Source organism: Microbacterium sp. PRC9 (assembly GCF_031844125.1).
In the GTDB taxonomy this organism is placed as follows: domain Bacteria; phylum Actinomycetota; class Actinomycetes; order Actinomycetales; family Microbacteriaceae; genus Microbacterium.
Window position 1 is genome coordinate 470,468 of the sequence record NZ_JAUZUR010000001.1, and the last position, 13,033, is coordinate 483,500.

Annotated in this window: 13 protein-coding genes; 1 reads left to right on the top strand and 12 read right to left on the bottom strand. The window is 70.4% G+C overall.

The genetic code is table 11. The features are described from left to right. The first annotated feature begins 59 nt into the window (after positions 1 to 59). Positions 60 to 971 (top strand): BadF/BadG/BcrA/BcrD ATPase family protein, encoded by a 912-nt coding sequence (locus tag Q9R33_RS02025; protein WP_311292689.1) that lies wholly within the window; start codon positions 60 to 62, stop codon positions 969 to 971. 211 nt (positions 972 to 1,182) lie between these two features. On the opposite strand, the gene Q9R33_RS02030 is transcribed toward Q9R33_RS02025, so the two are convergent. The 12 genes from Q9R33_RS02030 to Q9R33_RS02085 all read right to left on the bottom strand — a co-directional run bounded on the left by Q9R33_RS02030 (position 1,183) and on the right by Q9R33_RS02085 (position 12,945). Next, positions 1,183 to 3,012, bottom strand: a complete 1,830-nt coding sequence (locus Q9R33_RS02030) for an ABC transporter ATP-binding protein (RefSeq protein WP_396654058.1) — start codon at positions 3,010 to 3,012, stop codon at positions 1,183 to 1,185. Further along, positions 2,994 to 4,853: an ABC transporter ATP-binding protein gene (locus Q9R33_RS02035; protein ID WP_056370805.1), complete on the bottom strand. Its 1,860-nt coding sequence runs from the start codon at positions 4,851 to 4,853 to the stop codon at positions 2,994 to 2,996. Before Q9R33_RS02035 ends, Q9R33_RS02030 begins: the two co-directional genes overlap by 19 nt. Before the next feature lie 399 nt (positions 4,854 to 5,252). Next, entirely contained in the window at positions 5,253 to 5,762 is a 510-nt protein-coding gene (locus Q9R33_RS02040) for a methylated-DNA--[protein]-cysteine S-methyltransferase (protein WP_311292691.1), read from the bottom strand. Continuing rightward, complete coding sequence (locus Q9R33_RS02045) at positions 5,759 to 7,336, bottom strand: Ada metal-binding domain-containing protein (RefSeq protein ID WP_311292692.1); 1,578 nt, start codon at positions 7,334 to 7,336, stop codon at positions 5,759 to 5,761. Before Q9R33_RS02045 ends, Q9R33_RS02040 begins: the two co-directional genes overlap by 4 nt. A 254-nt stretch (positions 7,337 to 7,590) precedes the next feature. Further along, entirely contained in the window at positions 7,591 to 7,878 is a 288-nt protein-coding gene (locus Q9R33_RS02050) for a WXG100 family type VII secretion target (protein WP_056370824.1), read from the bottom strand. 150 nt (positions 7,879 to 8,028) lie between these two features. After that, on the bottom strand, positions 8,029 to 8,811 hold the full coding sequence (locus Q9R33_RS02055) for a hypothetical protein (RefSeq protein ID WP_311292693.1): 783 nt from the start codon (positions 8,809 to 8,811) through the stop codon (positions 8,029 to 8,031). A 187-nt stretch (positions 8,812 to 8,998) separates the two neighbouring features. Then, complete coding sequence (locus tag Q9R33_RS02060) at positions 8,999 to 9,766, bottom strand: hypothetical protein (RefSeq protein WP_311292694.1); 768 nt, start codon at positions 9,764 to 9,766, stop codon at positions 8,999 to 9,001. After that, positions 9,763 to 10,380 carry a hypothetical protein gene (locus Q9R33_RS02065; protein ID WP_311292695.1) on the bottom strand — a complete coding sequence of 206 codons (618 nt, stop codon included), beginning with the start codon at positions 10,378 to 10,380 and terminating at the stop codon, positions 9,763 to 9,765. The genes Q9R33_RS02060 and Q9R33_RS02065 overlap by 4 nt, the downstream gene beginning before the upstream one ends. A gap of 1 nt (position 10,381) precedes the next feature. Then, complete coding sequence (locus tag Q9R33_RS02070; protein ID WP_310247539.1) at positions 10,382 to 10,999, bottom strand: hypothetical protein; 618 nt, start codon at positions 10,997 to 10,999, stop codon at positions 10,382 to 10,384. 43 nt (positions 11,000 to 11,042) lie between these two features. After that, positions 11,043 to 12,266, bottom strand: coding sequence for a hypothetical protein (locus Q9R33_RS02075; protein WP_056370820.1), 1,224 nt, complete (start codon positions 12,264 to 12,266; stop codon positions 11,043 to 11,045). A 7-nt stretch (positions 12,267 to 12,273) separates the two neighbouring features. Beyond that, a complete protein-coding gene (locus Q9R33_RS02080) occupies positions 12,274 to 12,567 on the bottom strand; it encodes a hypothetical protein (RefSeq protein ID WP_056370822.1) in 294 nt (97 codons plus the stop codon). A 90-nt stretch (positions 12,568 to 12,657) separates the two neighbouring features. Beyond that, the gene (locus Q9R33_RS02085; RefSeq protein ID WP_056370824.1) at positions 12,658 to 12,945 is read right to left on the bottom strand and encodes a WXG100 family type VII secretion target; all 288 of its coding nucleotides are present in this window, start codon (positions 12,943 to 12,945) and stop codon (positions 12,658 to 12,660) included. Between the last annotated feature and the right edge of the window lie 88 nt (positions 12,946 to 13,033).

Consider the following 13,033-nt stretch of genomic DNA (forward strand, 5'->3'; position numbering starts at 1 on the left):
CACCGGCGGGGGGAACATCTCATCGTGGCGTCACGGTGCGGGAAGGGGCGGACAGCCGCATGAGCACAGTACTGGCGATCGATGCCGGCCAGACCGGCATCAAGGTGCGCGTGCGCGAGCACGACATCGTCTTCCCGGGCATCCGCACCGGCGAGCCGCTCCTCCCCCAGCTCGCCGCCGTCGCGCGCGCCGCGATCGAGCGCACGGGCGCCGAGGTCTCCGTCGTCAGTGCGGGGGTGTCGGGCCTGACCACGCGGGAATCGGATGCTGCCGCCTTCCTCGCCAGGATCGACGACGCCGCCGTGCACGAGGTGATCCTCGCTCACGACTCGACGACGTCGTTCCTCGGGGCGCTCGGCGATACGCGCGGCGCGGTCGTCGCCGCGGGCACCGGGGTGGTGACGCTCGCGGTGGGCGCCTCGCGGGTGGCCCGGGTCGACGGGTGGGGATACCTCATGGGCGACGCGGGCAGCGGCTACTGGATCGGCCGCGAGGCGCTCGACGCCGTCATGCGCGAGTACGACGGCCGCGGGCCGACGACCGCGCTGCGCGCCGTCGCGGAGGAGCGGTGGCCCGACCTCAGCCAGGCGTACATCCACCTGCAGTCCGATCCCGAGCGGGTGAGCGTCGTCGCGTCGTTCGCGGCCCACGTCGCGCGCCTCGCGACGGAGGGCGACGCGGTGTCGCAGAACATCACCGTGCGCGCCGGCGGCGAGCTCGCGCACAGCGTCGAGACGGCGCTGCGCCGCGTGCGCTCCGACGAGGAGAGAGAGCACTTCGCCGCGTGTGCGATCGGCGGCGTCTTCCGCTCCCCGCAGCTGCGCGAGGCGTTCGCCTCGCACATCGCCGCCAGCGAGTTCGACGTCACGCTCGTCGAGCCTCTCGGCCACGGCATCGACGGCGCCGCGGCCCTCGCCGGCCTCGCGCCGCAGCATCCACTCGCCCACGCGGTCTCGGTCGCCCACGCCTGATCCGTCTCGCGCCGCTGAGCAGCCGGGCGCTCTCACCCGCTTTTGCAGAGGTCAACCGGGCTTCTGCAGGACTTTTCGACTCGATCGATCCTGTAGAAGCCCGGTTGACCTGTTGAGCCGATGCGGCGCTGCGACAAGCCGAGAACGACGGATGCCCCGGCCCTGAGTGTGGACAGGGGGCCGGGGCATCCGGGCTCTCAGACGGAGCAGGTCAGACGAGCGACTCCCGCCAGGCCGCGTGGAGCTGCGCGAACTTGCCGGTGCCGCCGATGAGCTCCTCGGGGGTGTCGTCCTCGATGATCTCGCCGTGCTCCATGACCAGCACGCGGTCGGCGATCGCGACAGTCGACAGACGGTGCGCGATGATGATCGCGGTGCGGTCGGCCAGCAGCGTCTGCAGGGCGTCCTGGATCTGGCGCTCCGACGGGATGTCGAGCGATGCGGTCGCCTCATCGAGGATCAGCACCGCCGGGTTCGCGAGGAACGCCCGTGCGAACGAGATCAGCTGGCGCTGACCCGCCGACACGCGGCCGCCGCGCTTGTTGACGTCGGTGCCGTAGCCGTCGGGAAGAGCCTGGATGAAGGCGTCGGCTCCGACCGCGCGAGCCGCCGCCTGGATCTCATCGAGCGTCGCGTCGGGCTTGCCCAGCGCGATGTTGTCGGCGACCGTGCCGCTGAACAGGTAGGCCTCCTGCGTGACCATGACGATGGCACGGCGGAGATCCTTCGGGTGCAGGTTGCGCAGGTCCACGCCGTCGAGCGTCACCGCACCGCGGGTCGGGTCGTAGAACCGCGACACGAGCTTGGCGAGCGTCGACTTGCCGGCACCCGTCGTCCCGACGAGCGCGATCGTCTGACCGGCCGGGATGTCGAGCGAGAAATCCGGAAGGATGACGCGGTCCTGCGAGTACCCGAACAGCACGTCGTCGAACCGGATGTGGCCCTTCGCCGCCCACAGGTCGACCGGGTTCTTGGGGTCGGGAACCGTGGGCTCCTCCTCCAGGACGCCCGACACCTTCTCGAGCGCCGCCGTCGCGGACTGGTATGAGTTCAGGAAGAACGCGACCTCCTGCAGCGGCGAGAAGAAGTTGCGGACGTACAGCACCGCCGACAGCAGGAAGCCGATCTCCATCGCGCCGTCGACGACGCGGATGCCGCCCCACGCCACCACGATCGCGAGCGTGAACGACGCCACGGCCATGAGTCCCGGCTCGAACGTGCCGAACAGACGGATCGAGCGCATGTTGACGTCCCGGTAGTCCAGTGCGAGACCGCCGAACTCCTCGTCGTTGCGCCCCTCCTTGCGGAAGGCCTTCACGGCGCGGATGCCCGTCATCGTCTCGACGAACTTGACGATCACCTTCGCGCTGACGACACGCGACTCGCGGTAGACGAGCTGCGAGCGCGTGTAGAACCAGCGCATCAGGAGGAACAGCGGGATGCCCATGAACGTGAGGATCAGGCCCGACTGCCAGTCCACGAGGAACAGCGCGACCAGGGTGAACGCGCCGTAGAGGATGCCCGAGACCAGCTCGTTGAGGCCCCCGTCGAGGAGCTCGCGGATGGTGTCGAGGTCGCTCGTCTGGCGCGAGATGATGCGGCCCGACGTGTACGACTCGTGGAACTCCAGGCTCAGCCGCTGCGTGTGCAGGAAGATGCGCTTGCGGAGGTCGAGCATGATCGTCTGCGTGAGGCGCGCCGCGACGACGACGTACCACCCGATGAGGGCGGCGCCGCCGAGAGCCGTGACGAGGTACACGAGGACCACCACGATCGTCGGCGCCCAGTCCATGCGCTCGACCGCGGCCGGCAGCGCGTTGTTGATGCCGATGCCGATGAGCCACGGCCCCGCGACGCGCAGTGCGGTCGAGACGACGAGCACGATGCCCGCGAGGATCAGCTGCGCGCGCACCGGTGTGATGAGCGAGCCGAGGAGGCGCAGCGAGCGCTTGCGGATCGCCTTGCTCTCGTCGCGTGTGTAGTCGGAGCGGTCTTCGCCGCTCGTTCCGGTCACCGTGGTGCTCACAGGGTCACCTCCCATTCCTGGTCTTCCTGTCTCGCCCGGAGTCGGGCTTCTTCGACCTCGAGGCTCGAGATCACGTGCCGGTAGTGCTCGCTGGTGCGCAGCAGCTCGGAGTGCGTGCCGACCGCGGTCACGCGGCCCGCCTCGAGCAGCGCCACCCGGTCGGCGAGCGTGACCGTCGACGGGCGGTGCGCGACCACGAGCGCGGTCGTCTCATGGAGCACCTCGCGCAGCGCGTCCTCGACGAGGGCCTCGGTGTCGACGTCGAGCGCCGACAGCGGGTCGTCGAGTACGAGCACGGCGGGCCGTGCGGCGACGGCGCGGGCGAGCGCGAGGCGCTGGCGCTGGCCGCCCGAGAGGGACAGACCCTCTTCGCCGATGATCGTGTCGACACCGTCCGGCAGGTCGTCGACGAACGACGCCTGTGCCACGTCGAGCGCCTCACGCATCACCCGCTCGGCCTCGTCGCTGCCGGGCACGAGATCCTCGCGGCCCAGCAGCACGTTGTCACGCACCGACTGGGAGAAGAGGGTCGCGTCCTCGAACGCCATGCCGATGTGCCGGCGCAGCTCGGCGAGTGTCAGATCGCGCACGTCGACGCCGTCGAGCGTCACGCGCCCGCCGGTCACGTCGTAGAGCCGCGTGGGCAGCGTCGTGAGGGTCGTCTTGCCCGAGCCGGTGAGGCCCACGAGAGCCATCGTCTCGCCCGGCCGCAGCACGAGGTCGACGCCGTCGAGCAGGTCGCGCTCGCGCTCCGCGGCATCCTGATACCGGAAGTGCACGCCCTCGAACGCGAGCTCGCCGCGCGGCTTCGCGATGGTCTTCGGCGTCTCGGGATCGACGATCGTGTTCTGCTCGTCGAACACCTCGAAGATGCGGTCGGTCGCGGTGCGCGCGTCGAGCAGGAACGAGAACAGGAAGCCGATCGACTCCATCGGCCAGCGCAGCACGGTGGCCATGGCGAAGAACGCGATGAGCTCCGCGCCCTGCAGCTGGCCGATGGCCGTGAGGTAGATGCCGGCGCCGAGGCACAGTGCGAAGGCGATGTCGGGCAGCAGCACGAGCCAGAACCAGATCCAGCCGACGGCCCGGGCCTTGCTCAGCTCGGTCTCGCGCAGGGTCTCGGCCTGTCGCGTGAACTTCTGCAGCGCGTGCTTGCCGCGGCCGAAGGCCTTGAGCACGCGGATGCCGTGCACGCTCTCCTCGACCGAGGTGGCGAGGTCGCCGGCCTGGTCCTGCGACTGGCGCGCGAGCGTGCCGTAGGACTTCTCGAACCGGTACCCCGCGTACCACAGCGGAGCGGACGTGACGAGGAAGATCGTGCCGAGCGCCCAGTGCCAGCGGAACAGCAGCGCCGTGCCCACGACGATCGTGATCACGTTGACGACGAGCAGCACGAGGCCGAAGGCGAGCCAGCGGCGCAGCATGCTGATGTCCTGCATCATGCGGCTCAGCAGCTGCCCCGACTGCCACCGGTCGTGGAAGGAGACGGGCAGGCGCTGCAGGCGGGAGTAGAACGTCTGGCGCAGCTCGTACTCGACCATGGTCGCGGGGCCGAGCACGAACCAGCGACGGAGCCAGACCATGAGGGCCTCGGCGAGGCCCAGCGCGAGGATGGCGGCGGCGCCCCACCCGATCATGGCGATGTCGCCGGAGGCGATCGGGCCGCCGACCACCTGCTCGAGCACGAGCGGGATGGTCAGCGCGAGCAGGCTGGCGACGAGCGCGCTGGCGGCACCCATCACCAGTCGCGGAAGCACGGGCTTCGCGAACGGAAGGAGACGGGCGAGGGCTCTGAAGGTGGACAGTTCGGACCGTTGCGGCTGTTCTGATCGCTCAGGAAGGGCGGTGGTGGTCATGATCCTTGTGGGGGTGTTGCGGTGACCCGTCGTCGGGTCGCGAGGCGACAGCGCCGTGTGGGAGCGCTGTCATGAGAGAGGAGCTTCCTCGGTGAGGAACGCTCCGGGGGACGGCGGTATGCCGAATCCGGCCGGGCCGGCGGGTGCGAGGAAGCGGACTACCCCTGGACGCGGGGACGCGGCAGCCGGGAGACGGTGCGCGGTCCCGCGAGACGGAGGACGAAGGCGGTCTTCGCGGCGATGGCGGCCTGATACATTTCTTCCTCCTTGGGCTCAGCGGAAAGGACTGCGCACTCCGCTAGTTCGTAGCGACGCGACAGCCCTCCAGCATATATCTGAGAATTCTCTGAACGCAACAACCGCTTTCCGGTCCCCCGGAAAGCGGTTGAAGCGGGCGATTCAGATGAGCGCGGGCACCGCCGCCTCGCGGTCGAGCAGGCGCTGCTTGACGGGCAGCCCCCACGCGAACCCGCCGAGCGTGCCGTCCGAGCGCAGCACCCGATGGCACGGCACGAAGAGCGCGGGCGCATTGCGCGCACAGATGGATGCCGCAGCCCGCACCGCACTCGGAGACCCGAGCTCGACGGCGAACTCGCTGTAGGTGAGCGGGCCGCCCGGGGCGATCCGCCGCAGTGCCGCCCACCCGGCGAGCTGCATCGCGGTGCCGTGCTGCGAGACCGGCACCTCGTCGATCGCGCTGAGGTCTCCGCCGTAGTAGGCGGCGACGGCGGCCGCGGCATCCGTCTCGCCCTTCGCGACGGATGACGGGCGCACGCGGTCCGCGAGACGCGCGAGGATCGCGTCGGCGTCGGCGGTCCAGCCCGAGGCGAGCACGCGCCCGTCGTCGTCGGCGAGGATCGTGAACGCGCCGTCGGGGGTGTCGAGGGTCTGGATCGTGGCGGTGGTCATGAGATGCCTCCGGTGGTCATGAGGGACGGTGCGGGGATGCGGGATGCCGCGACCCGACGCGGTGCGGCGGGCTTCGGCGGGACGGCGTGCCAGAGGTGCGCGGTGAGGTAGCTGCGCCAGGGCGCGGTGCGGGCGGCCCACGCGTCGAGTGCGCGAGCCTCGGCGGGAAGCCCGACCGCGCCGGCGCCGGCGCGCACCGCGACGTCGCCCGGGAGGAAGACATCGGGGTCGGCGAGCACACGCATACGCACGTAGTCCGCGGTCCAGGGGCCGATGCCGGGCATCTCGAGGAGCGCCGCGCGCTGCTCGACCGCGTCGTCGCCGGCGGTGAGCGTGAGCGAGCCGTCGGCGAGTGCCGCAGCCGCGCCCGTGATGGCACGGATGCGGGCGGCGGGCCCTCGAAGCACCTCGGGGCCGCGTTCCGCGATCGCGGCCATCGTCGGGAACAGACGGGAGGGCGGAGGGCTCTCGCCGGTGCCGGGCGACGGGAGTGCCGCGAAGGCGGCGACATCCTCCCCCAGCGCAGCGGTGAGCGACGTGAGCGCGGTGCGCGCAGCGACGACGGTGATCTGCTGCCCCACCATCGCCCGGATCAGCATCTCGTGCGGATCGGCGGCGCCGGGCACGCGGATGCCCGGCAGCGCGTCGACGAGAGGAGCGAGTTCCGGATGCTGCGCCAGCGACTCGTCGACGGCGTCAGGGTCGGCGTCGAGGTCGAAGAGGCGCCGGGCACGGGTGACGAGCGTCGAGAGGTCGGCGAGGTTCGTGAGCGCGGCGCGCAGCCGCACCCTCCCGAGGTCGTCCAGACGCAACTCGAACCACGCGGGACCATGGGGAAGTCGCAGCGTGCGGGCGAAGGTCGACGCCGTCGCCACCTCGGCTCCCGAGACGGCGCGCGCCGCCATCCACGAGAACAGGCCGGGAGCATCGAGCGCGCCACGGTGCGGGAGTGCGAGGTCGATCGTCACCCCGGGTGCCGGAGCCGCCGGCCCCTCGTGCCGGGAGACGCGTCGCCGCGCGCGGAGCTCCAGCGGCGGCATCCCGAACACCTCGCGGATGGTGTCGTTGAACTGTCGCACGCTGGCGAACCCGCTCGAGAAGGCGACGTCTGCGGCCGAGAGGTCGGTGCCGACCAGCAGCATGCGGGCCGTCTGCGCGCGGTGCGCGCGACTCAGGGCGAGAGGGCCGGCGCCGAGCTCGGCGGTCAGCAGCCGCGTCAGGTGCCGCGGCGAGTATCCGAGCCGGCGGGCGAGCCCCGGCACGCCCTCGCGCTCGACGACGCCGTCGGCGATGAGGCGCATCGCGCGGCCTGCGGTGTCGCCGCGGAGGTTCCACTGCGGCGACCCCGGCGCCGCTTCGGGCAGGCACCGCTTGCACGCGCGGTAGCCGGCCTCGTGCGCGGCGGCGCTCGTCGGATAGAACGTGACGTTCGAGGGCTTCGGGGTGCGCGCGGGGCAGCTCGGGCGGCAGTAGATGCCGGTCGAGCGCACCGCGGTGACGAACTGCCCGTCGAAGCGGGCGTCGCGCGAATCGATCGCGCGGTACCTCTCGTCGAACGTCATGGCCAGGCTCATGCCCCTAGCCTGACACGCTCCCCCGACATCGGCTCGCGGAAATCGGACACGGCTGTGCGGCGTGGGCAGCTGCCGGGGGGGGCGCCTCTTCCTGGGGCACCACGCTCGCTCCGAGCTCGCTGTCCAGGCCGCCTGGAACGCCTCGAAGATGCCCTGGAGGCCAGTCTCGGCGTCCTCCGCGTAGCGGGCGGTGACCGGAGGCCGCAGGAGCGGCGCTCCGGTCAGACGGTCGAGCTTCGCGTTGCGGGAGCGGTTCAGCCGCCGGCGAGCTGCTGGTCGAGGTCCTGAATGGCACGCATCATGCCCAGCAGCGACTCCGACATGTCGTTGATGCCGTCCACCGCACCCTTCAGCCCCGTCGTCAGCTCGGAGTACCCCTCACCGAACTTGCCCGACGCGTGCTGCGTCTTGAAATCCTCACCCAGCAGCGTGTCCACCTGGCTCTTCAGCGTGTCCAACTGACCCTGGATGTCATCACGAGCCTGCGACAGCGACGACGCCACCTGCTCCATCTCCGCATACGAAGCACCGAAATCGGCCATCGTCAACTCCCTCACTCAGATTCCCGACCCCCGTCGGGCCGATGCCTCCACGCTAATCGGCGGCTCGGCGAGAGCACATGGGCACCATTCCCCATGCGGACGGATCCCGGGCGCGTCACCCCTGGTCGGGCGCAGGCAGCGAGCGCTCGCTCAGCGCGAGCCGCCCTTCGGGGTGAGATCCTCGCGGGGTGCCATGGTGATGCCGAGGAGTCCGATCCGCACCTCGCGCGCGCGAGCGAGCTCGAGCGGCGTGATGAGCCCGCGCTCCGACAGCACGTTCAGGGCGGTCTGGAGATCGGAGTAGATGCGCGCGCGCTCGTCGGGCGGCATCCCCTCCACCGCTCGTTCCAGGCCCGCGAGATTGCGTTGCCATCGGTCGCTTCCGCTCTCGGCTGGCCCCCGGAACAGCACGAAGTGGAGCGCACCCACCACGACGTCGGCCACGAACCCGACGATGCCGAGGGCGCCGTCGGCCGCTCCCTGCGTGATCGCCAGCACGGCGACCACCGTTCCGATCGCGGAGGGCACGAGGTGCAGCGCACCGAGCATCCGGTGGATCTTCGGATCGGTGCCCAAGGACTCGCGCAGCTCGGTCACGATGCCGATCCCCGCGATCACCGCCGCGATGCCCGCCAGCAGGCCGGCCACGCCCACCGAGGCCGTGTCACTGCGCCCGACCAGCCAGGACAGGAGGAAGAGGAGCGCCACCACCGGCAGCGTGAAGCTGGCGATGTGCGACAGGGTGAGCAGGCAGCCCCACGCGGGGGCGACGTTCTTGGCGAGGTCCTTCCAGGCCGCCGAGGGCGCGAAGAAGGCCAGGGCCCGACGTGCAGCGGGAACGCCGTGCAGGGCTCGGGCTTCGAGCTTCCACCAGTCCAAGGGGGTCCACGCCCCCGCGGTGCGCGCGTAAGCGGTGGCCGGTGTGTCGCTCATACAGCCCACATCCCTTCCGCGTCCGCGGGAGACGCGACGAGCGAGCGCACGTCGAGCCGCTCGGAGGGAGCCCAGGGCGCGCCGCCGATGCGCACGGTGCAGCACGGCCGGGCGTGAGATCCCAGCGGGGTCCACCCGCGCGCGGCGCGCGCGTACATCGTGGCCGGGACGTCGGCCACAGCGACTATCAACGCGAGCGCTGAGGGTCCGACTTCTGGAGCTCGGGCGCGAGCGTCAGTGCCAGCTCTCCCGGCGCGGTCGTGAGCGCCCGCGTCGCCGTGCCCGGCTCGATGAGGCCGCGATCCGCGAGACGCCGGATCGCTGCATCCCGGCGCGCCGTGATCTCAGCGAGCGTGCCAGGCGGGATCTCTCGGATGCTCCACTGCAGATTCTCGCGCTCGTTCTGCGGTCCGCCCGCGGGCAGCGGACCGCGGATCAGGATGACGACGTGGACGACGATGTCGGCGGCGACCACGGCGATCCACACCCATGCGCCGCCCTGCAGGAAGGGCGCGCCGGCCGTGAGCGCGATGAGAGCCGTGATGAGCCCGGGGATGACGTGGATGAGCGCCAGCGTTCGCACGGCCGACGCTCGCGACGCACGCGGGTGGCGCAGCCGCTGCAGCTCACTCCACCCCGTCACCAGCAGGCTGACCAGCGTGATCGTGCCTGCGAAGGCCAGAGGGAAGTCGTACGCGGTGTCGCCGAGGACCCACCGCACCATGGCTGCGGCGGCGATCACCGGAGCGGCGACGGCGAAGAGATACGCCAGCCCCTGGATGAAACTGCCCAGCGTCACCCCGCGGTGCTCCGACATGGCCTCTGCCGGCGCGAGCACGGCAAGGGGGCGCTGCGCGGGGGTGCGCGAGAACGACCGCAGCTCCAGGCGCCACCAATCCACCGGCGTCCAGGACGATGCCTCGTCGACGAGCTCTGTCAGCGATCTGGCGGTCATGCCGGCCACTCCTCTCCGAAGCGCACCACGGCGCGGTCGAGTGCGTCGACGCGCACGCGGTCGCTCGACGCGACGAAGCCCTCGAGCGTGGACTGCCGCAACACCGCCTTGGCCGCTTCCTCCACGAAGGCCAGCCCGTAGGGTGCGACAGGGCCGAGAATGGCGGCGACAGTCGCGTCCTCGCCGAAGAACAGCCAGCGCTCGAATCCGAAATCCCGGTCGCCGTGCCGCTCGAGCAGCGTCGTCGAGATGCCGATCCCGAAATTATCCGTCTCGATCACCTCAGTCGTCGCCGGCAACTGCGCCGAGGGCGACCAGAGGAACGCCGCCTGATCGGCTTCGCTGAGCGCACCATCCACCGCGAACACGGTCAGTGGCGCGATCACCCGACCGTCGATGCCGACGATGACGAGGCTGCGGCTGTCGTCCGAGGCTATCCGGGCGACATCGTCGAGCGCCGCGGCGATCGGGCCGGCGGCTTCGGGGGCGAGCTCCGTGCGCGCGACGAAGTCGGCCGCCGTCGCGCGTGCCCACTCAGAACGATCGGTCGCCGAGTGCGCGGGGAAGTCGACCGGGATGCAGTGCTCCCGGTCGAAGCGAAGGTTCAACTGCATCTCAGCTGACGCTCCAGGTGAAGGAGGATATGTGGTTGTCGAAGAGAGCGAGCCACGCCAGCAGCACAGGGTCATCGGGCGCCAGGTCGGACTCATGGGCCACGGTGGCCGTCCACTGGACGGCCTGCGTGCGCCGGGTGCCGGGGATCGGGATCAGGTAGTGGATGAGGAAGCTCACCGCGTCGACGCCGTCGACGCGGGTCGGGCGCCGCTCGGTCCAGCGCACCATGCGGTGACCTTCGCCGATCGGGACGCCGCCGCGATTGCGCACGGCATCCTCGACGATGTCGTCGAGCGTCCATTGCGGCGTCGACCGACGACGCAGACCCACGAGGCTCGCGGAGCCCAGCACCCAGGTGGGCGAGCTCTCGGCCGGTAGGGCGTAAGCGAACGCGTCCTGGCCCTTCAGCTGCGCCAAGGCGTCCTTCACCTGCGCTCCGAGCGCCGCCCCCAGGTCGGGTCGGCCGGCCTCGGCAAGGCGTGCCTTCGCCGCCGCGACGAGATCGCGCTCGGTGTCGGCCCCCATGTCGTACGACCGCCACCCGGGCGGCAGCAGCATGCGATACCTCGGCACGGTCGCTCCGGCGCCTCCGGTCAACTCCGCGCGCAAGTCAGTCACCATGCCAGTCTTCCATCACCCGCGACCCGCTTCGGCAACTCCGTCACGAGAACGGGTTCTGGTCGGGATCGAAGGACCCCGGGAACGCCCCTCCTGCGGTGTCCTTGATCCACCCGGCGATCCCGAGCTGCGTCGCCCAGACGCCGGCCGTACCCTCGACGATGTTCCACCCGCCGGTCATCACCGCGGGGTCCGCCCAATGCGCCATGTTCTGACCGGTCAGCAGGCCCGTCGTGAAGTCGACGGCCTTCGCGCCGAACCCGGTTCCCTGCAGGCGGTTCAGCCCCGACGCCCAGTCATCGATCCCCGTCGCACCGACGCCGAACAGGCGGGCGGCGTCGTCGCCGAACGCCGTTCCGAGTGCGCGCCAGCCCCCGGGAGCGCCCAGTCCGCGCAGGCCACGCGCCGCGGGGCCGATGAAGGGCACCACGCCGATGACGCCGAATGCGACGTCGACCCAGCTTCCGTCGTCGAACGCGAGCTTGCGGGTGAGGGCGACGGCGAGCGTCGCGACGGCGACGATCGCCGCGAGCGCGGCGATGATGGGTCCGCCCACGACGATCGCAAGCACCGCGAGCACGATGCCGGCCACGGCGAGGACGTTCGAGAGGAACTCCAGCGCACCTCGCAGGTCGTCCTTCCAGGAGTCCTCGATCTTGCCGCTGAAGCCTTCCTTGATGTTCGTGGCCGCGGTCTGGAAAGCGGTGTGCCAGCTGTCCCACTCCGTGTCGTACTCACCGGCCCGCGTGTCCCACTCGCCGCGCTTGGCGTCGGCGAGACCCCGCTTCTCGACAGCATTGGCGTTCGCGGTGTCATACGACGACTGCTCATCGGCGTCGGCATCGTCATCGGGCTCTCGCGGAACGGCGCCCTCAGCCGTGTCGGCGTCGCGCGATAGCGAGTAGTAGGCGGCCCACAACTCGATCAGATCGTCGACGATCGGATCGATCGCGGCCTTCGACGTCTCGAGCTCCTGACCGTAGGTGAGGATGTGCGGCCCGACGGCGGCGTACAGCTCGGCCGCCTGCGACAGATCGCCGCTGACCTCACCCGCGACTTCGCGGAGCTTGTCGACGGTGCTGCCTTCCATGTCGGCGCCGTTGTCGACCAGTCGCTTGATGAGCGTCCACGCGGCCGACATGTCGGCACCGAGGTCGACGATCTGCTGACCACGCGTCTGGACGTCGCCCGCATCGCCGCGCAGGTGCTCGATGAGGTTCCCTCCCCTCGGCGTCTGCGAGGGCATGTACGGAAGCGCTGTCGTCATCGTCGGCTCATCTCTCGCCGGTTCGGTTGCCGGCTTCCTCGTCGAAGTCCTGGAAACCCTCGATCACGCCGTCGACATGCTCGGCGAGACCCTTGCAGCTGTCCATCAGGCGCTTCCGGCGATCGTCCCAGCGGCCCTCGAAGTCGTGCGCCGCGTCCTTCAGATCACCCAGCTCGTAGGGGCGGTCGACGGCACCCTCGAGGTCGCGGCGGCGGTTGCCCGCATGCTCGAACTCGTCGATGATGCTCTTCAGCTGCGTGCTCAGTGCACCGAGGTCGTCATAGCTGACTTTGACGCTCACTGGGTCTCCTCATTCCCGATCCGACTCGTCCGCCCTCACCGATCACCGGTCGGGAGCGGCCTGCACCGCTCCCGACCCTGATGATTCGGTTCAGCCGCCGGCGAGCTGCTGGTCGAGGTCCTGAATGGCACGCATCATGCCCAGCAGCGACTCCGACATGTCGTTGATGCCGTCCACCGCACCCTTCAGCCCCGTCGTCAGCTCGGAGTACCCCTCACCGAACTTGCCCGACGCGTGCTGCGTCTTGAAATCCTCACCCAGCAGCGTGTCCACCTGGCTCTTCAGCGTGTCCAACTGACCCTGGATGTCATCACGAGCCTGCGACAGCGACGACGCCACCTGCTCCATCTCCGCATACGAAGCACCGAAATCGGCCATCGTCAACTCCCTCACTCAGATTCCCGACCCCCGTCGGGCGGGACACTCAGCAACCTAACGGACGGCGCCGACGCCACGCGATGGGGAC

What these genes read in the sequence shown, in the direction of transcription:
- Q9R33_RS02030 (WP_396654058.1), bottom strand. Translation starts at nt 3,012, where the DNA reads ATGGGAGGTGACCCTGTGAGCACCACGGTGACCGGAACGAGCGGCGAA.
- Q9R33_RS02035 (WP_056370805.1), bottom strand. Translation starts at nt 4,853, where the DNA reads ATGACCACCACCGCCCTTCCTGAGCGATCAGAACAGCCGCAACGGTCC.
- Q9R33_RS02050 (WP_056370824.1), bottom strand. Translation starts at nt 7,878, where the DNA reads ATGGCCGATTTCGGTGCTTCGTATGCGGAGATGGAGCAGGTGGCGTCG.
- Q9R33_RS02025 (WP_311292689.1), top strand. Translation starts at nt 60, where the DNA reads ATGAGCACAGTACTGGCGATCGATGCCGGCCAGACCGGCATCAAGGTG.
- Q9R33_RS02065 (WP_311292695.1), bottom strand. Translation starts at nt 10,380, where the DNA reads ATGCAGTTGAACCTTCGCTTCGACCGGGAGCACTGCATCCCGGTCGAC.
- Q9R33_RS02085 (WP_056370824.1), bottom strand. Translation starts at nt 12,945, where the DNA reads ATGGCCGATTTCGGTGCTTCGTATGCGGAGATGGAGCAGGTGGCGTCG.
- Q9R33_RS02040 (WP_311292691.1), bottom strand. Translation starts at nt 5,762, where the DNA reads ATGACCACCGCCACGATCCAGACCCTCGACACCCCCGACGGCGCGTTC.
- Q9R33_RS02075 (WP_056370820.1), bottom strand. Translation starts at nt 12,266, where the DNA reads ATGACGACAGCGCTTCCGTACATGCCCTCGCAGACGCCGAGGGGAGGG.
- Q9R33_RS02055 (WP_311292693.1), bottom strand. Translation starts at nt 8,811, where the DNA reads ATGAGCGACACACCGGCCACCGCTTACGCGCGCACCGCGGGGGCGTGG.
- Q9R33_RS02045 (WP_311292692.1), bottom strand. Translation starts at nt 7,336, where the DNA reads ATGAGCCTGGCCATGACGTTCGACGAGAGGTACCGCGCGATCGATTCG.
- Q9R33_RS02060 (WP_311292694.1), bottom strand. Translation starts at nt 9,766, where the DNA reads ATGACCGCCAGATCGCTGACAGAGCTCGTCGACGAGGCATCGTCCTGG.